The organism is Kitasatospora sp. Xyl93 (genome assembly GCF_055383135.1).
This window is the reverse complement of sequence record NZ_AP029185.1, coordinates 3,794,520-3,812,998: the sequence shown is the minus strand read 5'-3', so window position 1 is coordinate 3,812,998 and position 18,479 is coordinate 3,794,520. Positions and strand designations below refer to the sequence as shown.

The window sequence follows — 18,479 nt, the reverse complement described above, 5'->3', positions numbered from 1 at the left end:
GGGGCCGACTGCGCCCGCTATGGGGGCGGTCGCCTCCCGCACGCGCCGGTTCCGGTTCGGCGCGGCCCCCTCCAGAGGTGGTGCGTCCCGTGGTTCGTTCGCTCCTCGTCATCCCCCTGCTGGCCGCCGCCCTCGGCGGGGTCTGGCTGGCCCGGGGGGCCCGCCAGCGCTGGCGCGATCTGCGCGCCGCCGAGACCTACGAGCTGGCCGGCGACCGCTGGCCGATGCTGCTGCGGGCGGGCGGCGCGATGGTCTGCGGGGTGTGCGTCACCGCGCTGACCGTGCTCACCGCGTTCGGCGCCTTCGGCGGCCTCGGCCGGGACGCCCAGGAGCCGGACCGGGCGGAGCCGGTCGTGGACTCGGCCGCGGGCGCCGGGGCCGATTCGGGGGAGGCGGCCCGCCAGCAGCAGGCGGCGCCGCCCGCAGGCGCCGAATCGGCAGCCGCTGCAGCCGCAGCCGCTGCTCCCGCCGTTGTGTCCGCTCCCACCAGCGCTCCGGTCGTGGCCAGCCGCTTCGACAGCGTCGGCCACCCCGGGGGTGGTGAGCTGCTCCAGTCCGCCGTGCTCGGCCCCGACGGCCGCCCCCGCAACATCCGGGTCTGGCTCCCGCCCCAGTACTCCAAGGAGCCGAACGCCCGCTTCCCGGTCGTCGTGATGCAGGCCGCCACGCCTCAGAAGACCGCCGACTCCGAGGTCCCCGACGTCTTCGAGGGCATCGGTTCGGCTCTCCAGACCGGCAAGACCCGACCCTTCATCCTGGTCGCCCCCGAGGCGCCGAACGGCACCGCGCACCCCTGCGAGCTGGTCGCCGCAGCCCCGGCCGCCGTCGCCGACGACGCGACGCTGCGCGCCACCATCGCGGCCTCCTTCCGCGCCCTGCCGCCCGGCCCGGCCTCCTGGGGCACCCTCGGCGTCGACGGCGGTGCGCCCTGTGCGGCGGCCGCCGGGCTGTCCCGGCCGGACCTGTACGGGGCGGCCGCGGCGGTCTCCGGCCGGTACGACGCCACCGCGCTCACCCAGACCGGCGCCGAGGCCCCGGCCGGCAGCGCGGCCAGGCTGCTGCTGGCGGCCGCCAGGTCGGACTCCGCCGGGCTGGACGCGGCCCGCAAACTCCAGGCCGCGCTGAAGGCCGGGCCCGGAGCGGCGGCCAAGGCCGACGTGCGGATCTCGGACAACGTGCAGGACTACACCCCCGACCGGGAGCGGCTGCGGCTGGTCCGGCAGGCGGCGCAGTACCTGGCCGAGGCACTGGCCAAGGCGTCCTGAGCGCCGCTCCGGCGGCGCTACGCTGCCCGGTACCCCGGGGCGGGTGCCGGGCAGCGGCGTTTCCTCCGGGTGCTCTCGGGAGTTGATCCACCGGTTGTCCCCCTGGTCGTTCCTCCGGTTGTTCACGTGCTGGTCGATTGCGGAGAGGTGACGGATGAGGGCCGTCGGGCGGGCACAGACACAGGCACGGACTCGGGCGCAGGCACGCGCGCTGGCCGCGGCGCTGGTCGTCGCGGGGCTGCTGGCGGGCGGCTGCAGCGCCGATCCGTCCGGGGCGGCGAAGGCGTCCTCCTCGCCCTCGGCCGCTCCCGTCGCGCCCTCGGCCCCGGCGGCAGCCACCCCGCTGGAGCCGCTGCCCGCCGCCGTCCCGGCCGCGCTCGCGCCGTACTACGCGCAACGCCTGGCCTGGCAGCCGTGCGACGGCGGGTTCGAGTGCACGACGTTCCGGGTTCCGCTGGACTACGACCACCCGGGGGACGGCGACCTCACCCTGGCGGCCGCCCGCGCGACGGCGGAGCCGTCCGTCCCCGACTCCTCCGCCTCCCCCGCCTCCTCCGCCTCCTCCGCCTTCCCTGCCGACGCCGCATCCCCTCCCACCTCCGCCTCCCCGGGCACACGGCTAGGCTCCCTGCTGCTCAACCCGGGCGGGCCCGGCGGCTCGGCGATCGAGTACCTGGAGGCCGCCGCCCGGACGTACGACCGCGGGGTGCGGGCCGGTTACGACCTGGTCGGCCTGGACCCGCGCGGGGTGGGCCGCAGCAACCCCGTCAACTGCCTGACCGGCGACCGGATGGACGCCTACACCACCGTCGACCTGACCCCCGGCGACCAGCGCGGCATCGACGCGCTGATCGCGGCCGACAAGGAGTTCGCCGAGGGCTGCCGGAAGCAGGCCGGGGCGGCGCTCGGCCACCTCAGCACCGTCGAGGGCGCCCGCGACATGGACGTGCTGCGGGCCCTGCTCGGCGACGAGAAGCTGAACTACGTCGGCAAGTCCTACGGCACCTTCCTCGGCGCCACCTACGCCGGGCTGTTCCCCGGCCGGGTCGGACGACTGGTGCTGGACGGCGCGATGGACCCGGCGCTCGACTCCGTCACCGGCAACCGGACTCAGGCGGGCGGCTTCGAGACCGCCTGGACCGCCTTCGCCCAGGACTGCGCCACGCGCGAGGACTGCCCGCTCGGCCGCACCGAGCAGCAGGTCGGCGAGCAGCTCACCGCCCTGTTCGCGGGCGTCCGCACCGCCCCGCTGCCCACCACCGACGGCGGCCGCCGGCTCACCGAGTCCCAGGCGACCACCGGCGTCATCCAGGCCATGTACGCCGACTTCCTGTGGCCCGAGCTGCGCACCGCGCTCGCCGCCGCCGAGGCCGGCGACGGCACCGGCCTGCTGAAGCTCTCCGACGACTACTACGGGCGCGAGGCGGACGGCTCGTACCCCAACCTGATGTTCGCCAACACCGCGGTGAACTGCCTCGACCTGCCCGCTCCGTTCACCGGGCCGGAGGACGTCCAGCGAGCGGTGCCGGAGTTCGAGCGGGTCTCGCCGCACTTCGGGCGCGACATGGCCTGGATGGCCCTGACCTGCGCCTACTGGCCGGTCCGCGCCACCGGCGCGGCGCACACCATCCGGGCCGCCGGGGCCGCCCCGATCGTCGTCATCGGCACCACCCGCGACCCGGCCACCCCGTACGCCTGGGCCCGGTCGCTGGCCGGTCAGCTGGAGTCCGGCCGTCTGCTCACCTTCGACGGGGACGGCCACACCGCGTACGGCCGCCACAACCCCTGCGTGGACGGCGCGGTGAACCGCTTCCTGCTGACCGGGGAGGCCCCGGAGCAGGGCAAGCGCTGCGAGCGGTAGGGCGGCCTGGAGCCGGGTGTCCGACAGGTGGTTTTCACTTCAACCGATCACCGGTGCGACGTTACGATGAGCGCCCCCTGCCACCCTCCCCTGCACCGGAGCGCATCGTGCTCGGAGTCAACGACCTGGCGACGTACGTCCTCGGCGCCCTCGTCATCATCCTGCTGCCCGGCCCCAACTCCCTGTACGTCCTGTCCGTCGCGGCCCGCAAGGGCATCCGCACCGGCTACCGGGCGGCGGCCGGCGTCTTCATCGGCGACCTCACCCTGATCAGCCTCACCTCGCTGGGCGCGGCCTCCCTGCTCAAGGCCAACCCGGCGGTCTTCGCGGTGGTCAAGTTCGGCGGCGCCGCCTACCTGCTCTGGATCGGCTACGGCATGCTCCGCGCCGCCCGCCAGCTCTGGCGCGAACGCCGCGCCGCGGCCGACCCCACCGCCGAAGCGGCCGCCGAATCCACCGAGAACCCCTTCCGCCGCGCCCTGGTGATCAGCCTGCTCAACCCGAAGGCGATCCTCTTCCTGCTCTCCTTCTTCACCCAGTTCGTCGACCCCTCCTACGGTCAGCCCGCCCTGTCCTTCGCCCTCCTCGGCGGCATCCTCCAGACCTTCAGCTTCCTCTACCTCTCCCTCCTGATCTTCGCGGGCACCACCCTCGCCACCGCCTTCCGCCGCCGCAAGCGCCTCTCCGCCACCCTCACCAGCGGCGTCGCCGTCCTCTTCGCCGGCTTCGCCGCCAAACTCGCCGTCTCCTCCGCCTGACCACCGCCCCCACCACCCCGTTACGGATCACCCGCGAACCTGTGTAGACTGGCCCGCGTTGCCACCACACATGGCAGCGGTGCCGCCTTAGCTCAGTTGGCCAGAGCAACGCACTCGTAATGCGTAGGTCGCGGGTTCGAATCCCGCAGGCGGCTCAGAAACCAAAAGGCCCGGTCAGTACTCTGACCGGGCCTTTTGTCGTCTACATCATGCGTCGGCGGCGCCGGGCGCGGGCCGCTCGCGTGTTCGTGGTCTCAGTTGTGGTCTCACTTCCGGCCGGTTGGGGCCAGAGCGCGTTGCCCATCCTTCGGGCCGCCTCGCGGGTCGTCGGGGTGGTCGTCTTGACGTAGCGGCGGGTCATGCTGATCTGCGAGTGGCCGAGGATCTCCATGATGGTGAACGGGTCCACCCCCAGCTCGTTGAGGATCGTCCCGGCGGAGTGCCGGCTGCCGTCGTGCTGGCGCCGGTCCTCGATCCCGGCCTCGGCCAGCAGCTCCTTGAACTCCTCCCAGTCGGCGTGAGGATCGATCGGCTGCCCGTCGGGACGGCAGGTCACGAGGCCGTAGTCCTGCCACTCCTCGCCGGCCGCCGCCTTCCACTCCTCCTGCTGCTGGCGCTGCTCGCGGAGGAGCGGGATCAGCGGCGGGAGCAAGGGGGTCGTGCGGCGGCTGCCCTTGGTCTTCGGGCGGGTGAAGGCGAGGCCGCCGCCGTGTCGCTTCGGGCAGGTACTGGCGTGCCGGTCGCACTTCGGAGGGCAGGGCTTTGGGCACCCACGTGTGTAGCGGCGGTGCTTGGCGCACCCGGGCTCGCACGCGTCCCGGTGCAGCCGCTCGCCGCACGCGTGCGGGTCGTCGCACCCATGGCGCCACTTCAGCCGCTGGAGCTGCCAGGACGTGTCCATCTGCCCGGCTTCCTCGTCGACATACTTCCAGCGCAGGCCCAGCGCCTCGCCCTGGCGCAGGCCCTGCCCAACGCCGACCACCCACCGGACCCAGGTCGGGCGCTTCATTGCGGCGACCAGGAAACGGCGGGCCTCGTCCTGGGTGAACGGGTTCGCGTCCGTCTCCTCCACCGTGGGGGAGTCCACCAACGTGGCGACGTTGCGGGCGACCTTCCCCCGGCGGTGGGCGATCTTCAGCGCGCGGGAGATGATCCGGTGCACCTTGAGGATGTGCGATCCGGCCCGGCCCTCGGCGCGCATCTGCCCGTACAGCTCGTCCAGGTGCTCCGGCAGCAACCGGTCCAGCCGGTGCTTGCCGATGCCCGGGATGATGTGGTTCCGGGTCTTCGACCAGTAGTCGTCCAGGCTGCGCGGCTTCAGCCGCTGGTTCGCGATGGTGGTCAGGTAGGTGGTCATCCACTGCTCGACCGTCGGCGCCCGGCCGGCCGCCGCCACCTGTCCTGCGTCGCGATCGGCCTCCAACTTCTTGACCTTGCGCCGGACTTCGGGCTCGGTCTTGGCGCTTCGGTGGCGTCGGTCGGGGCTGCCGTCCGCCTTCACGCCCATGGTCACGCGGCCGTGCCAACGGCCGTCCGCGCCCTGGTAGATGGTCGACTCCATGTTGGGCATGCGGGACTTACGCTCGCTCAAGTGGTGCTCCTGAAAAGGGCCGAGGGCACCCGGCGTGCTGCTGGATGCCCTCGACAGGCGGTTGTTGTGGGTCAGGCGGCGTTGGCGGCCTGGCGCTCGATGTATGCCTCGATGTCGGCGGGCCGGATACGGCGGGAGCGCCCGATCTTGATGGACGTCAACTCCTTCTCCGCCAGGAGCTGGTAGAGCGTCGAGCGTCCGATTCGGAGCATCTTCGCGGCTTCCTCGGCGGTCAGTAGAACCGGGCGAATCGTGGTGACGGTCACTGCGGCTACTCCTTGGCGAAGGGGCGGCGGTCCGCGTGGTGGAGGGCGGGCCAGGGTGCGGGGTGCCACGGAAACCACGGAATACACAGAAACCCTCTGCGTGGTGTCTGAACTGCGGTGATGTGGTTGGGCGGGGTTCTCCACAGAAGTCCGCACTTATTCCGCAGAAATAGGCGGACGTGCCTCGGGCCGCCGCCGGGGTGGGTTCCGGCGGCGGCCCGAGGGTGGGTACGCCTGGGTTTTTGTGGAATTCCGGTTGGTTTGTGTGGCGGGCGGGTGCGCTGGGCGTTGGTGCTGGTCAGGGCGGGTGGTGGGCGGTTTCGTGGATTTTGTGGATTCTGCGGGCGGCCTTGTGCCGTGGATCAGTTGGGGTGGAGCTGCGGGTGGGTGGCGTACCGGGGGGCGGGCGGGCGGCCCCGGGTGCCGGGTTCGCGCAGAGGTGCCGGTTCGTGGCGGAGCCAGCCGTGTTCTTCGAGCAGGCCGAGGGCGGTCTCCAGGACGGTGACGGTGGGGAACTCGGCGCGGGAGAGCTTGGCCATGAGGTCGCGCCGGGAGAACGACGGGGTCGGGTAGGCGGTGAGGTGCTTGAGGACGGTGCGGGCGCCGGCGAGGGCCTTGTCCGCGCCCATGGCCTCGAAGACGTTCAGGGCGTGGACGGTGAAGTACTCGCCCAGGCGGATCGCGCGTTCGACGGTGTCGGCGGTGATGGGGTGCTTGTAGGCGTCGCCGCCGTGCTCGGCGAGGTGGAGCAGGCCGGCGATGCGCACGGTGGCGCCGACGAGCTTGCCGGCCCACTCGCTGATGTGGCCGAGGGCGCCGCATGGGGCCAGGCGCGGTTCGATGTGGTCCTGGAAGGCGACGAGCGCGGCCCCGGCCTCGGGGGTGGTGGTGAGGACAGCCGGGTCGGTCCAGTCGGCCATGGCGAGGGTGAGCGCGGCCACGCGCTTCTCGTACTCGTCCGTGACCTCGTCGGGGATCAGGTCGGGCAGGGTCTTGCGTCGGCCGACGAGGGATTCGGGCATGGAGTACAGGAAGCGGGCGAGCAGGCCCCGGCCGTCGAACTGGCGGTTGCGGCCGATGTCCTCCAGCACGCAGGGCTGGACGGCGAGGGCCATGGTCAGGGCGGGGTTGTCGATGTACTGCTTGTCGCGGGACTGCCGGTTGACCTTGAGCAGGTCCCCGGCGTGGCCCTTGAGGAAGACCTCCATGTCTGCGGTGCCGCCGGAGTAGCGGCCGGCGATGGTGTCGAAGATGCCGCCCTCGGCGGACATGACGGCCAGGCGCCCGCCCTGCTCGGCGAGGAGGCTGGTGATGGCGGCGGGGGTGCCGTCGTCGGCGATGAGCTGCGGTTCGGCCGGGACGGTGATCTCCGAGGCGGTGTGGGCCAGGTCGAGCGCGAGGCGGTTCAGCTCCTCGCGCTCGTCCTCGCTCGCGGTGGCGGCCTTGGCGGCGGCCTTGTCGGCGGCGGCGCGGGCGAGGCTGGCGGTGGTGTTGGCCTCCACGATCGCGCTCGCGCTCTGCTCGACCAGGGCCCGTTCCACCTTCACGAGCGGGCGGGTCATGGCCGCGAAGACGGCGCTCTTGCGGTTGGCCGGGGGCAGGGCGACGACGACGTAGAGGTTCACCGGCTCACGCCACCTGCCGCGCACGACCACCACGGCCCGCCCGCCGCCGGCGGCGGCCAGCACCGCCAGCGCCAGGCTTCCGGCGAGGTCGGCCGGGGTCTGCGTCTCCTCCGCGACGGCGTCGACCATGGCGCCGAGCCACTTGGGCAGGGCGTCGGAGGGGAATGCGGGCAGGGTGCGGGCCTCGCCGAGGGGGATCGGGTCCTCCCACCCGGGCGGGCCCGGGTCGATCCCGGGCGGGGCGGTGTCCTCCCAGCCCTCGGTGAACAGCGACTCGGACGGCGCGGCGGGGGCGTTCACTCGGCCCACCGCCTCGGGCGATGCCCCGAGGAGAAGCGCTTTTCCTTGGCGCAGGACGGGTGACGGTTGCTCATGCGGCACGCCCCACCGTACCGGCGCCCCGGGCGAGGCCGTTGGCGATCGTGCGCCTGCACTCCGCCTCCCCGAGACCGGCCTCCAGGCCCGCGCTCAGGAGGGCGTCGGTGGCGTCCGCCCCGGGCAGCGCGCCGGAGCCGACGAGGCGGCCGAGGGCGGCGGCGGAGGCGAACAGCCGGTCGTTGCGCCCGCCCTCGCGCATCTCCCGGACCTTGGCTGTCTCCCGCGCGACGGCGGTGTCCACGTACGGGCCGAGGCGCCCGATCCGGGCCCGCACCGCGCTCGCGTCCACCACGAGGGCCGGGGCGGGCTTGGGGGTGAGCAGGCCGAGCAGCCATTCGGGGAGCGGGATCGGGTCGGTGTCGTTGACGACGGTGTAGGGGCGGCGGTTGACGATGCTGCCGGGGGCGACGACGTAGCCGCCGTGGGCCCGGGTGTCGACCTTCCAGCCGAGCCCGTTGCCCTTCTCCCCGCAGGTGTTGCGCAGGACCACGCCCGCCGGGGCAGCGAAGTACAGGTGGGCGCCGCCCCGGCCGGTGCGGACCTCGTACGTCTGCGGCCACGGCTGGTCGTGCTGCTCGCACAGCGCGGCGAACACGTCCCGGCCGTCCGTGATGCCCTGCTCGGCCCAGCGGGCGGGCGGGGTGTCGCGGCGGTGCTTGGGCGTGTCCAGGTCGACCACCAGCAGGCCGGAGGGCCCGCAGGCGAGGCCGATGTTGTACGGGGCCACCTGCCAGGCCCGGCGGATCACGCCGGGGTCGGTGGTGGCGCGGTGCTCCCACCCGAGGTGCCCGCCCTCACACGGCCCGGTGCCGGGGCAGTCCTCCTTGCTGTGCAGCGCCGGGTACTTCGAGTCGGGGGCCAGCGGGAACACTCGCCGTCCCCGTTCGGCCGCCGCGAGCGCGGCCGTCATCTGCGGGTTGCTGTTCATCGGGTCCTTCCAGTTCGGCGGCGTGCTGCTCGGCGCAGACCTTGTGTGAGGGCCTGCGCTGCTCGTCGCGAAGCGGGGTGGGGCGGCGGCACCAGCGGCAGGGACGCGGGCCGGTGCGGTCGAAGTGGGAGGCGTCGCGCCAGTCCAGGACGGCGGACACGGCGGGCCTAGCCGCCGAGGGCGGCGGAGAGCAGGACGGCGCCGAGTCGGGGCGGGACGGCGTTGCCGATCTGCTGGCCGATGTCCCGCCCGGACCACGGGTGATCGACGGGGAACGACTGGAGGGCGCCCGCCTCGGACCAGGTGAACCGGGACTCGGTGCCGTCGTCGGCGAGCACGCGGACGCGGCTGATCTTCCCGGTGATGGTCGCGGACGGCTCGTTGCTGCCACGCCGTCCTCGGGCCTTGGGGTCGCCGCCGGTGCCGTAGTTGGAGACGACCGTGAACCGGCCGCGCTCGGGCAGAACGTCGCTCATGGCCGTCCACGGCAGCAGGCCCGGATCACCTGCCGTGCGGAGCACGCCCTTGGCGTAGGCCCGGTGGGTGGGCGCAGGCAGGGCGGCGGTGCCGGTGCGACGGGCGATGAGGACGGCTCGCCTGCGGGTCTGCGGGACGCCGTGCTGCTCGGCCCGCACGGTGCCCGCGACGGCGCTGTAGCCCTCGGCCCGCAGGATCGCGGCGTAGGTCTGCCAGACGGGCAGGACGGCGGGGACCTGCTCCAGGACGACCGCCCCGAAGGGCCGTCCGGCGTCCGTGGCGTCCAGGGCCCACCGCAGGGGTTCCAGGACGAGCCGGATCAGGTCGTCCACCGGGGTGTGGCCGTGGCGGGCGACGGTCTGTCGCTCGGAGAGCCGGTGGGCGAGGGCGACGATATCGCCGAGCGCGCGGCGACCGGCGCCGGTGCCGGCGGCGGAGAACGGCTGGCACGGCGGGCCGCCGAGCAGCAGTTCGGCGTCGGGGAAGTCGCCGGGGCCGTAGCGGCGTACGTCGTCCTCGATCGTGGTCAATCCGGCCGCTCGGCGGGTGGCGCACGCGTCCGGGCTCCACTCGATCCCGGTCACGTGAACACCCAACTCGCGGGCGGGGAGGTCGAGTCCGCCGACACCGGCGAACAGGTCGACGGCCCGGTACCGGGCGGGTGGTGTGGTCTGCAAGGGAGAGGGCATGCTGATCCCGTCTCGTTGGAGGGACGCACGGCCCCGCAGCCACCGGCTCTCTGCCAAGAAGTCCCGATAGCTGTGGGGCGTCGTGCTGTGTGGGAGCGGTCCGTCCGTCCCCCGCGCCACCCGGACCCGGCCGCCGGTTGGGGCGGCGGTAGTCCGGGTAGCACGGCCGGTCGGCACGGGCCGGTCAGTGGTGCGGGCCCTCGCAGTACGCGTCAGGGCAGGAACAGCCGGAGCACTCGGGGCAGACGTCGTCCTCGCACTCCTCGCACAGCCAGTGGCCAGTGCAGTACTCGGACGCGCACTCGTCGCAGTAGGACACGGGGTTCTCCAAGGTCAGCGGTTGCGGTTGGTGACGTTGACGCTCACGTTCACGGCGCCCTGCCCACCCCGGCCGCCCCCGCCGCCGTTCTTGAGCAGGTAGAGGACGCCGAGTGCGCCGACGAGCAGGCCGAGACCGGTGGTGGCGGCGGCGAGGGTCTGGAGCAGGAAGCCGAGGCCGAGGCCGCCGGCGCCGACGCCGATGCCACCGGCGAGCAGGCGGGCGGGCCACGGGTCCCTCACCGGAACGGGGACCGGCGCGGGGGCGGAGGTGTGCGGGACGGGCAGGTAGGAGAGGGCCGGGCTGGGCTGGTGGACAGGAGCCAGGAGCGGGGCGGTCGGGTGGTAGAGGGCGATCGGGGCCGGAGCGGGCTGGTTGGCGTAGTAGGGGGTGCCGTCCTGGGTGTAGAGCACCGGGGCGGCGAACGGCGGCTGCGGGTTGGCGGTGTGGTCCACGGTGCTTCTCCAGTCGGCGAGTTGGGGCGGTCTCAGTGGAGGGTGGCGACGTAGTGGGCGATGGAGTCGAGGGCGCTGTTGACGGGTCCGGCGAGGCCGGTGCCGGCGATGGTGAAGCCGGACAGCCAGATGAGGACGGCGCTTCCGGCGCTGACGCGCTGGGAGCGGACGAGGACGACGGTGATGATCGCGAACAGCAGGGCGGAGGAGACGGTGACGATCACGGCGGAGGGTCCTTCCGGGCGCCCCGGGGCTGCCCCGGGGCGTAGTCGAGCGGTGGCGGAGGGGGTGTCAGGCCACGGCGAGCGAGGGGCGTCAGGCGCGTCAGAGGCGTCAGAAACGGGGCGTCAGACGCGTCAGAAGCCCCTCGCGCGCACGCGTTACCTGGGGAAATCGGCCCGTTCGGCGTCAGAGCCGTCAGACGCGTCAGACGCGTCAGGGCCGTCAGGAACGGTCCGGGCGGTGGTTCAGGCGGCGGCCCGGTCGAGTGGGACGATCTCGTAGCGGCCGGCCTCGTCGGTCTCCCGCAGGCGGCCGGCGTCGACCATCTCGGAGACCTGTCCGGACACCCAGCCGCGGGAGCGGCGGAAGCGGTCGCAGTGCTCCATGAAGTCGGCCGGGGCGATCTCGGTGCGGCCCTCGGCCGCGAACTGGGCCAGCAGTTCGGCCATGATCTTCCGGGCCTCGTTCGTGCCGACCCGGGTGCGCGGCGGGACCTCGGGCGGGGCGATCTCCACCACCCGCTCAACGGGCGGGAGTTCGGCGTCCGGGTCGATCCACCCGTCGTCCTCGCCGTCCTCGTCGGTGGTCAGGTCGTAGTCGAAGTCCACCGGGGCGTTCTCCTCGTAGATGCCGCCGTCCTCGTCGCCGTCCCGGCCGTCGTCGGCCGTGGGCAGGGCGGGGAGGGGGTAGCGGGTGCGCTGGGTGAAGGCGGGGCCGGCGGCCTTGGCGGCGGCTGCGGCGGTGACCGGGTCGCACTCGGCGCGGACGTCGGCGAACTCGACGACGTTGCGCGTGATGGCGTCGACCGGGGTGAGGTAGGCGCGGCCCGGAGTGGCCCAGAACGTCTCCGGGATGCCGTTCGCGGTCAGGTAGCAGTAGCCGGGGCGCTTGTCCTTCCATGCCTGCGGGGAGGCGCCGGCGTCCATGGCCTCGTCGGGCAGCGCGAACATGGCGTCGCGGTCGTCGCGCAGGCCGAACACCCAGGACGAGCCGAGGGAGGCGCGGGTGTCGGTGCTCATCTGGGCACCGGAAGCGCGCTGGAGCGAGACGACCAGGGAGATCCCGGCGGAGCGGGCTTCCTGGGCGATGCCGGTCAGGGCGTCCTCATCGATCTCCCGCAGGGTCTTGGCGGCCTCCTCGAACCAGGCGATCAGGTAGGGCATGCCCGGGGAGCCGTCGGCTTGGACCCCGGCGCAGGCGGGGACCCACTGCTTGTAGCCGTACTTGGCCAGCCAGGACGTGCGGGCCGGGATCACGGCCTTCAGCGCGTTGACCATGGCCTTGGTGGACTTGATGTCGAGCGCGGCCCAGTCGATCGCGGGCAGCAGCGGGCCGAGGGTCTGCTCCGCCTTGGCGGGGTCGGACGCCCACACGATCACGTCGCGGCGGGTGATGACCTCGTCCAGCGCGGTGATGCATCCCTCGGACTTGCCGCTGCCGGTCATTCCCATGCCGAGCAGGTGCATGGCGTTGCGGCCAGCCTCGGGGTCGCCGGGGAAGAACATCGCCATGTCGGCGCCGTCCTCGTAGATCCCGACGTGGACCGGGTCGGCGATGGAGCCGCCCGGGTAGGACGGGCCCGGGTAGGGGGCGCCGGCCTTGAGCAGGTCGTTGGGCACCACGGTGAGCACGGCCTTGGACGAGTCGTCGGCGTCCGGGGTCATCCGCACGGCGTTCTTGGCGACCCGCAGCGCGCTGGCGAGCTTGGGCAGGGCCTTGGACACGTCGTCCGGGGTCAGTTCGCCGCCGGGGAGCTGGAGGCCGAACGTCGCCTTGTTCGGCTGCACCGTGGCCGAGGTGACCATGGTCTTGGCCAGCCCGACCTTCTCCAGCAGCCCCTTGTCCGCGCCCTCGCCGGCGCCCTCGGGGTTGACCCGCAGCAACTGGCGGATGTTCCAGGTTGCGGCGAGTGCCGATCCCCCTATCAGGTAGAGGCTGGGTAGGGGCCCGGCGGCGGGTCCGGCGAGGGCTGCGGCGGTGAACCAGGACGTCCCGGCGGCGACGGTGATGGCGGAGTGGAGGCGGCGCTGCTGGCTGGTGGGCTTGCCCGCCCACCAGGTGGCGACGGTGAGGCCGAGCGAGGCAAGGGTGAGCCCGACCGCAGCGGCGGCGGACTCGTCCCACATCAGGTTCGCCGGGAGAGAGAGGATGCCGGTTCCGGCGGCGACGATCCACGGTGGCAGGTAGGGCTTCATGCGGTGGAGCAGGTACTCGCCGACGCCGCCGGCGTGCTGGTTGGGGTCGAGGTGCAGGTAGCCGGTCTGGCCGGTGTCGAGGTGGGCGAGGGTCTGGGGCTGGTGGCGGCGCACGGGCGGCCTCCCTGGGCAGCGTGGGAAGTGGGGAAGCTGGGAGAGGGCCCGGCCCGGGGCAGCGCGCGGCACAGCTCACCCGACCGGATGGGGGTGAGGGCTGTGCGCGCCCTGCCCCGGCCGGGGATCAGGGACGGGTCAGCCGCCGAACTCGAACTTGCGGTGGGGCTGACGGCGGGGCTGGGCCACGCGGGAGATCTCGGGGTCGTACTCGCGCTGGAACGCGGCGTAGGTGCGGGCGATCTCGGCGGCGCAGTCCTTCGCGTCGTCGGCGGCCTTCTTGAGGTGCTTGGCCACCCGGCGGGCGCGGGTCAGGGAGCCGAACGGGCGGCCGTCCGCGTCGGGGACCTCCTTGAGCACGGCGTTCAGCAGCTCGTAGGCCATGGCCAGGTCGAAGGAGACCCGGGACATGGCGGAGCGGCCCTGCTCGCAGTAGTTGCGCACGTCGGCGTTGGTGAAGAACTCCGGGTCGCCGAGCGGGGAGTAGGCGGACCCGCCGCCCGCGCCCCGGCCGCCGGACGGCTGGCCGATCCCGCCCGCCGCCGGACCCGGACCACCGGGGCCCCGGCCGCCGTACGCGGCCCCGCCACCGCCGCCGGTCGTGTTGCGGGTGTAGTTGAAGTGGTAGCTCGGGCCGACGCGGGTGCGGGAGTTGCCGCCGTTCGGCGGCGGGGTCTTGCCGCCGCCCGCGCCGCCGCCGTTGCCGGAGCGGCGCGGGGGCGGGAAGGGGCTGCTCGGGTTGCCGGGGGGGGTGCTCATCTGTGCTGCCTCCAAGGGGAGTTCAGGACTGCGGGGCGTCGAGCGGGGTGGTGGCGAGCGTGCGGCGGGTCCGCCACCAGAGCGTCTGGGCGGTGGCGGTGCCGACCAGCCACAGCAGGGCGAGCAGGCCGTTCGTCGGGCCGAACCAGACCGCGAGCGCCGACCAGGCGAGGCCGGCCGACCAGGCGGCGACGGCCCGGGTGCGGGCGCGGGCCTTGCGCCGCACGGCGGAACGCGGGTGCCGGTGGACGATCAGCGTCCACCCGCCCGGCAGCAGCACAGCCGGGACGGCGAAGACGAGCGCGATGGGCGTCCCGGCGACGGACAGCACGCCGGCCGCCGCGAAGACGCCGATCCCGAACCAGGTGGGCGCCCACGCGACCCGCCGACGCCACAGGGCGCGACCGGTCGCGAGCGCCAACCGCCCGGCGAGGGAGGGCTGTTGCGGGACGACGAGGACGACCGGGGCGGTGCCCCGGCCGAGGTTGACCACGTGCGCGGCGGGCGCTCCCCGCCGGCCGCGCTGAGCGGGTATCTGCAACTTGGTGGTGCGGATGCGGGCCATGGCGGACCTCCGAGGCGGTCAGATGGAAGCGATGACGGCGGCGGCCGTCTCGAAGGCGTGGTGCCACGCCTGGTCCAGCGCGTAGGCGCCGTTCATGCCGTGGTCGGCGAGGCGCACGAACCGCCCCTTGCCGGTGGCGTCGGCCAGCTTGTGCAGGGGCTCGCGCCGGTCGGCGACGTAGTGCGTGGTCGCCGAGAGGGCGAGCGCGGCGGCGACCGGGGCGGGCCGCAGCCGCAGGCCCAGCAGCCGGGCGCCGCCGAGCAGCACGCCGGCCTGAACGGCGGTGTAGGAGGCGACGTGCGTCGCGCAGGCCCGGCGACCGGCCGCCCCGCTCTGTCCCTTGGTGGTGGCCTGGTGGTCCGACTGGACCCAGTGGTCCGCCACGTCCGCCGCCGACCGCAGCAGGGCGTAGGCGGCGGCGAAGCGGACCGCGCGGACGCTGGTCATGCTGGCTCCGTTCATGGTCAGCGGGTCTGCTGGATGAGGGAGCCGAGCAGCTCCGGGCGGTTGGTGGAGCCGAGCGAGCGGCCGGCGGTGGTGAACAGGTGCCACCAGTGGGCGGTGCCGTCGTCGTTGCTGGTGTGGGCGCAGGTGAAGCCGTGGAGCGGGAAGACGTCGATGACGCGGGTCTGGGCGAACTCCGGCGGCGGGGCCGGGATGTGGTCGGTGTTCATGGCGGTCTCCCTGGAGTTCAAGCTGCGAGGGCGGTGTGGTCGGCGCAGGTCAGGCAGGTGCCGAGGTGCGCGGGGAGGACGTAGCCGGCGTCCCGCCCGCAGGTGGGGCAGGTGCGGCGGGCGGCGTTCGCCTTGGCGAGCGCGGCGGCCTTCGCGGGGGTCATCGGCCGCACGGGCTTGGCCCGGTCGAGCCGGTAGAGGTAGGCGGGGCGGGTGCCGCCGAAGCGGGAGCGCCACATGATCTGAGCGGCGACGTCCTGCCCGCCGGGGCGCAGGCCCTTGGCGCGGAGCTGACGGCGGGTGAAGTAGCCCACCGGGGCCATGCGCCACGGATAGGTGGGCGTTCCGCCGTGGCGGGCACCCTCGGGGTCCCAGTGACGGGGGCGGCCCATGGCTACTCCCCGGGGGCGTCGGCGGGCTCGGGCAGCGTGTAGTAGCCGACCAGCTCGACCGGGACGCCGTGCAGCAGGCCGGGGACGATGAGCCAGGCCAGGGTGGTGCCGCGACGGTGCTTGTGGTCGACGGCGGCCGGGTCCAGGCCGAGGGCGGTGCGCCACTGCTCGAACGCGGCGAGGTCGTTGTGCAGGGCGATGCGCACGCCCCACTCCCAGCAGCCCGGGCCGGAGACAGCCACCTCCCGCAGCTCAACGGCCGGGGAGGGCAGGGCATGGTGGGTGGTGAGGATGGCGAGCAGGGCGCCGGCGGCGTTGATCTGGTTGCCGGCGGCGGGGGTGGTCTCGGTGGTGGTGATCACGCGAGGGTCCTTCCGGGGTTGTAGCCGGAGGCGAGCAGTTCGGCGGCCTCGGCCCGCCGCCCGGAGGCGGTGGCGAGGGAGACCCCGAGCGTCTCGGCGATGGTCTGGAGATCGACGGCGTCCGGGTTGCCGGCGCCATCGGCGAGGATCATCCGGGCGACGCGGCGGGTGGCCCGGGCGGAGGGCGTCAGCTTCGCCTCGTCCTCCGCTTCAACCGCGTGCAGCTCGACTTCAGCCGCGCGGTGGCGGGCTTCAGCGGCACGCAGCCGGGCCGCTTCGGTGGCCTCTTCGGTGTCCGCCTGGGCGCGCTTGGCGGCGGCCGTGTCGCGCTCGGCTTCAGCCGCGCGGCGGCCCGCTTCAGCGGCGGCCTCCTCCGTTTCAGCGGCGGCCTTGGCCGTTTCAGCCGCGCTCAGACGGGCGGCCTGCGCGGCCTGCTCGTCCTCGGCCCGGGCCCGCTCGACAGCCGCCGCCTCGCGGTCCGTTTCAGCGGCACGGCGCCGCGTTTCAGCGGCGACCTGTTCCGTTTCAGCGGCGGTGCGGTCGGTTTCAGCGGCGCGTCGGCGAGCCTCGGCGGCCTCCTGCTCGGCGGCGGCGGCCTTCAGCTCCTCCTCGGCCTGGTCGAGCCGTTCGGCGGCCTCGGCCTCCCGGCCGGCGGCCAGCGTCCGGGCCTGCGCCTGCGCCCGGGCGGCGGCGGTCTCGGCGCCGACCTCGTACCCGGCCGCCTCGACCCGGCCCGCCGTGCGCAGGCTGGAGATCCGGGCGTCGGCGTCCCGGGCCTCGGCGCGGGCGGTGACCTCGGCCTCGAACGCGGCCTGCCGGTCGGCCCGCAGCCGGGCGCTCTCCTCGGCCTCCATGGGCAGGGCCAGCGCCTCGTCCACGGACAGCCCAAAGCGCTCCATCGTGAGCGGGAGTCGCTGGTCAGCGGGTGCCTTGCGCCAGTCGCCGCCGTACTCGCGCTCCAGCATCACCCGGTAGACGAGCCGTTCGCGCTCCAGCTCGACCGCCCGGTCGTAGGAGGCGATGCCGTTCAGGCGCATCCGCCGGTACATCCGGAAGGACGGCCACGGGGCGAGCAGCCAGCGGTGCAGCGGCACCCCGTCGTGCTGGTGGCCGGCCTCGATCCGGGTGATGCGGATGACCAGGCGGCGCCCGGCCTCCACCACCGCGACGAACATGATCGGGATCACGGCGTGCATCGCCGTGCCGGTCGGGTTCTTCAGCAGCGGCCCGGCGGAGGCGGCGTTGAAGTAGATCGTCGCGGCGGTGAAACCGTGGGCCAACAGGCGGAGCATCGGCCACGGGGTGCCCTTGCGGATCAGGTGCAGATCCATCGCCAGCAGGGCCACGATCCCGGCGTCCACACCGACCGGGAACGCGTAGCTGAAGTCCCCGAACCCGTGCCTGAAACCGAGGTCCCGCAGCGCCGAGTAGGAACCGCTGAACCCGATGCCGGCGAGCACCGCGCCGCCGACCGCAGCCAGGATCGTCAGACCCAGCATCAGCGCACCCGAGGCACTGTCCCGCGCGGTTGAAGCGGTCGGCCGCGCCGTTGAAGCAGCGGCGGCCGTGGTTGAAACGCCCCCGGGGGCGGCCATCGTCGTCACCCGGCACCCCCGGTGTTCGCCCGGGCCCGGGAGCGGGCCGCCCGCCGCAGCAGGCTGTTGCGCTCGCGCTCGTTCAGGCCGCCGAAGATGCCGTGCGGCTCCTTGCGCTCCAAGGCGTCGGCCAGGCACATCGACTTCACCGGGCAGCCCGCGCACATCATCTTGGCGCGGCGCTCGGCCCACTCGGCGGTCTCGGGCCCCATCTCCTCGGGGTCCGGGTAGAACAGGTTCGTGTCGCTGCCCGCGCAGGCGGCGCCGCGCAGGTCGCCGTCTCCGTCCGGGCGGTACTCGGCGAGCACGGTGGCCGCCGGGCGGGCGGTGCGGTGCGGGGTGCGGGTCGCGCCGCTGATGATCGTGTGGAGCTGAGTCATCACGCCGCCGCCTTCCAGGTCCGCGCCCGGCAGCGCTCGGCGGTGTACATGAGCGCGGACCCGAAGCCGGCCGCCGGGCCGTCCAGGTCCCGCAGGATGTCCCGCGCGGCGTCGAGCCGGACCAGCCGGTCCTCGGCGGTCTCGTCCTCGCTGCCGATGAACAGCTCGACGTCGATGCCGACGCCGAGCGCCAGCTCCGCGAACTCCAGGGGCGTCAACGCCTCCTGGCCTCCGACGTACAGTTTCATGGGTTCACCTCGTCCAATCGGGGGGTGAGCCCGCAGGGTCGCCGCGCGCCCGGCCAAGGAATGCGCGGCGACCCGATGCATGCGGGCCCAGCTACTCGTGGTGCACGAGCAGCCATGGCCTCGGTCCGCCCGCAGGGCGGATGGACCGGGCCAAAGTCACTCGTTCACGCGCACGGGCCCGCCCCGCCGCAGCGGTGCAGGCCCGTGATGCCGTCCTCTCGGGGAGCGCGCTCCCGTTCAGGCGTGGACGGCGTGATCTTTCGATCTCTGCCCTCCGGACTGACCAGGCGCCGGGTACCTCGGCCCGATTTGTCCCGGGCCCCTTCGCCCTGGGCGCGGCAGTAGCCGGCCATTCACGGGC

The 18,479-nt window shown here is 73.8% G+C and carries 21 protein-coding genes and 1 tRNA gene; 4 read left to right on the top strand and 18 right to left on the bottom strand.

Going from position 1 to position 18,479, the window contains the following annotated elements:
• The first annotated feature begins 89 nt into the window (after window positions 1-89).
• The 4 genes from ACZ5GH_RS16985 to ACZ5GH_RS16970 all read left to right on the top strand — a co-directional run bounded on the left by ACZ5GH_RS16985 (window position 90) and on the right by ACZ5GH_RS16970 (window position 4,039).
• Window positions 90-1,265, top strand: a complete 1,176-nt coding sequence (locus ACZ5GH_RS16985; protein ID WP_387752621.1) for an alpha/beta hydrolase — start codon at window positions 90-92, stop codon at window positions 1,263-1,265.
• A gap of 154 nt (window positions 1,266-1,419) precedes the next feature.
• Window positions 1,420-3,126 carry an alpha/beta hydrolase gene (locus ACZ5GH_RS16980; protein ID WP_464334641.1) on the top strand — a complete coding sequence of 569 codons (1,707 nt, stop codon included), beginning with the start codon at window positions 1,420-1,422 and terminating at the stop codon, window positions 3,124-3,126.
• A gap of 107 nt (window positions 3,127-3,233) precedes the next feature.
• Window positions 3,234-3,884: a leucine efflux protein LeuE gene (leuE, locus tag ACZ5GH_RS16975; protein ID WP_401105721.1), complete on the top strand. Its 651-nt coding sequence runs from the start codon at window positions 3,234-3,236 to the stop codon at window positions 3,882-3,884.
• 81 nt (window positions 3,885-3,965) lie between these two features.
• Window positions 3,966-4,039 (top strand) — tRNA-Thr (locus tag ACZ5GH_RS16970).
• A gap of 47 nt (window positions 4,040-4,086) precedes the next feature.
• On the opposite strand, the gene ACZ5GH_RS16965 is transcribed toward ACZ5GH_RS16970, so the two are convergent.
• The 18 genes from ACZ5GH_RS16965 to ACZ5GH_RS16880 all read right to left on the bottom strand — a co-directional run bounded on the left by ACZ5GH_RS16965 (window position 4,087) and on the right by ACZ5GH_RS16880 (window position 18,118).
• A complete protein-coding gene (locus ACZ5GH_RS16965; protein ID WP_464336838.1) occupies window positions 4,087-5,445 on the bottom strand; it encodes a tyrosine-type recombinase/integrase in 1,359 nt (452 codons plus the stop codon).
• A gap of 101 nt (window positions 5,446-5,546) precedes the next feature.
• Entirely contained in the window at window positions 5,547-5,741 is a 195-nt protein-coding gene (locus ACZ5GH_RS16960; RefSeq protein ID WP_464334640.1) for a helix-turn-helix domain-containing protein, read from the bottom strand.
• Window positions 5,742-6,103: 362 nt separating this feature from the next.
• The gene (locus ACZ5GH_RS16955; protein ID WP_464334639.1) at window positions 6,104-7,666 is read right to left on the bottom strand and encodes a YfjI family protein; all 1,563 of its coding nucleotides are present in this window, start codon (window positions 7,664-7,666) and stop codon (window positions 6,104-6,106) included.
• Between the two features lie 70 nt (window positions 7,667-7,736).
• Window positions 7,737-8,672, bottom strand: a complete 936-nt coding sequence (locus tag ACZ5GH_RS16950; protein ID WP_464334638.1) for a bifunctional DNA primase/polymerase — start codon at window positions 8,670-8,672, stop codon at window positions 7,737-7,739.
• A 167-nt stretch (window positions 8,673-8,839) separates the two neighbouring features.
• Window positions 8,840-9,838, bottom strand: coding sequence for a DNA cytosine methyltransferase (locus ACZ5GH_RS16945; RefSeq protein ID WP_464334637.1), 999 nt, complete (start codon window positions 9,836-9,838; stop codon window positions 8,840-8,842).
• 184 nt (window positions 9,839-10,022) lie between these two features.
• Window positions 10,023-10,157, bottom strand: a complete 135-nt coding sequence (locus ACZ5GH_RS16940) for a hypothetical protein (RefSeq protein WP_464334636.1) — start codon at window positions 10,155-10,157, stop codon at window positions 10,023-10,025.
• A 14-nt stretch (window positions 10,158-10,171) separates the two neighbouring features.
• Window positions 10,172-10,612 (bottom strand): hypothetical protein, encoded by a 441-nt coding sequence (locus ACZ5GH_RS16935; RefSeq protein ID WP_464334635.1) that lies wholly within the window; start codon window positions 10,610-10,612, stop codon window positions 10,172-10,174.
• A 32-nt stretch (window positions 10,613-10,644) separates the two neighbouring features.
• Entirely contained in the window at window positions 10,645-10,836 is a 192-nt protein-coding gene (locus ACZ5GH_RS16930) for a hypothetical protein (RefSeq protein ID WP_279095459.1), read from the bottom strand.
• 243 nt (window positions 10,837-11,079) lie between these two features.
• Window positions 11,080-13,143, bottom strand: coding sequence for a plasmid transfer protein TraB (traB, locus tag ACZ5GH_RS16925; protein WP_464334634.1), 2,064 nt, complete (start codon window positions 13,141-13,143; stop codon window positions 11,080-11,082).
• A gap of 138 nt (window positions 13,144-13,281) precedes the next feature.
• Window positions 13,282-13,902 (bottom strand): plasmid transfer protein TraA, encoded by a 621-nt coding sequence (gene traA / locus ACZ5GH_RS16920; protein ID WP_464334633.1) that lies wholly within the window; start codon window positions 13,900-13,902, stop codon window positions 13,282-13,284.
• 22 nt (window positions 13,903-13,924) lie between these two features.
• Entirely contained in the window at window positions 13,925-14,467 is a 543-nt protein-coding gene (locus ACZ5GH_RS16915) for a hypothetical protein (protein WP_464334632.1), read from the bottom strand.
• A gap of 18 nt (window positions 14,468-14,485) precedes the next feature.
• On the bottom strand, window positions 14,486-14,914 hold the full coding sequence (locus ACZ5GH_RS16910; protein WP_464334631.1) for a hypothetical protein: 429 nt from the start codon (window positions 14,912-14,914) through the stop codon (window positions 14,486-14,488).
• Between the two features lie 17 nt (window positions 14,915-14,931).
• A complete protein-coding gene (locus ACZ5GH_RS16905; protein WP_464334630.1) occupies window positions 14,932-15,141 on the bottom strand; it encodes a hypothetical protein in 210 nt (69 codons plus the stop codon).
• 17 nt (window positions 15,142-15,158) lie between these two features.
• Window positions 15,159-15,533 carry an RRQRL motif-containing zinc-binding protein gene (locus tag ACZ5GH_RS16900; protein ID WP_464334629.1) on the bottom strand — a complete coding sequence of 125 codons (375 nt, stop codon included), beginning with the start codon at window positions 15,531-15,533 and terminating at the stop codon, window positions 15,159-15,161.
• A gap of 2 nt (window positions 15,534-15,535) precedes the next feature.
• The gene (locus ACZ5GH_RS16895) at window positions 15,536-15,895 is read right to left on the bottom strand and encodes a hypothetical protein (protein WP_464334628.1); all 360 of its coding nucleotides are present in this window, start codon (window positions 15,893-15,895) and stop codon (window positions 15,536-15,538) included.
• Complete coding sequence (locus tag ACZ5GH_RS16890; RefSeq protein ID WP_464334627.1) at window positions 15,892-17,394, bottom strand: DUF2637 domain-containing protein; 1,503 nt, start codon at window positions 17,392-17,394, stop codon at window positions 15,892-15,894. Before ACZ5GH_RS16890 ends, ACZ5GH_RS16895 begins: the two co-directional genes overlap by 4 nt.
• Window positions 17,395-17,495: 101 nt before the next feature.
• On the bottom strand, window positions 17,496-17,870 hold the full coding sequence (locus ACZ5GH_RS16885; RefSeq protein WP_464334626.1) for a WhiB family transcriptional regulator: 375 nt from the start codon (window positions 17,868-17,870) through the stop codon (window positions 17,496-17,498).
• A complete protein-coding gene (locus ACZ5GH_RS16880) occupies window positions 17,870-18,118 on the bottom strand; it encodes a hypothetical protein (RefSeq protein WP_380550887.1) in 249 nt (82 codons plus the stop codon). Before ACZ5GH_RS16880 ends, ACZ5GH_RS16885 begins: the two co-directional genes overlap by 1 nt.
• Between the last annotated feature and the right edge of the window lie 361 nt (window positions 18,119-18,479).

Bases quoted from the DNA above. Each gene is read 5' to 3' on its own strand.
- ACZ5GH_RS16945 (WP_464334637.1), bottom strand. From the start codon at position 9,838: ATGCCCTCTCCCTTGCAGACCACACCACCCGCCCGGTACCGGGCCGTC.
- ACZ5GH_RS16980 (WP_464334641.1), top strand. From the start codon at position 1,420: ATGAGGGCCGTCGGGCGGGCACAGACACAGGCACGGACTCGGGCGCAG.
- ACZ5GH_RS16950 (WP_464334638.1), bottom strand. From the start codon at position 8,672: ATGAACAGCAACCCGCAGATGACGGCCGCGCTCGCGGCGGCCGAACGG.
- ACZ5GH_RS16905 (WP_464334630.1), bottom strand. From the start codon at position 15,141: ATGAACACCGACCACATCCCGGCCCCGCCGCCGGAGTTCGCCCAGACC.
- ACZ5GH_RS16915 (WP_464334632.1), bottom strand. From the start codon at position 14,467: ATGGCCCGCATCCGCACCACCAAGTTGCAGATACCCGCTCAGCGCGGC.
- ACZ5GH_RS16890 (WP_464334627.1), bottom strand. From the start codon at position 17,394: ATGCTGGGTCTGACGATCCTGGCTGCGGTCGGCGGCGCGGTGCTCGCC.
- traA (WP_464334633.1), bottom strand. From the start codon at position 13,902: ATGAGCACCCCCCCCGGCAACCCGAGCAGCCCCTTCCCGCCCCCGCGC.
- ACZ5GH_RS16900 (WP_464334629.1), bottom strand. From the start codon at position 15,533: ATGGGCCGCCCCCGTCACTGGGACCCCGAGGGTGCCCGCCACGGCGGA.
- ACZ5GH_RS16880 (WP_380550887.1), bottom strand. From the start codon at position 18,118: ATGAAACTGTACGTCGGAGGCCAGGAGGCGTTGACGCCCCTGGAGTTC.
- ACZ5GH_RS16965 (WP_464336838.1), bottom strand. From the start codon at position 5,445: ATGGAGTCGACCATCTACCAGGGCGCGGACGGCCGTTGGCACGGCCGC.
- ACZ5GH_RS16910 (WP_464334631.1), bottom strand. From the start codon at position 14,914: ATGACCAGCGTCCGCGCGGTCCGCTTCGCCGCCGCCTACGCCCTGCTG.
- ACZ5GH_RS16885 (WP_464334626.1), bottom strand. From the start codon at position 17,870: ATGACTCAGCTCCACACGATCATCAGCGGCGCGACCCGCACCCCGCAC.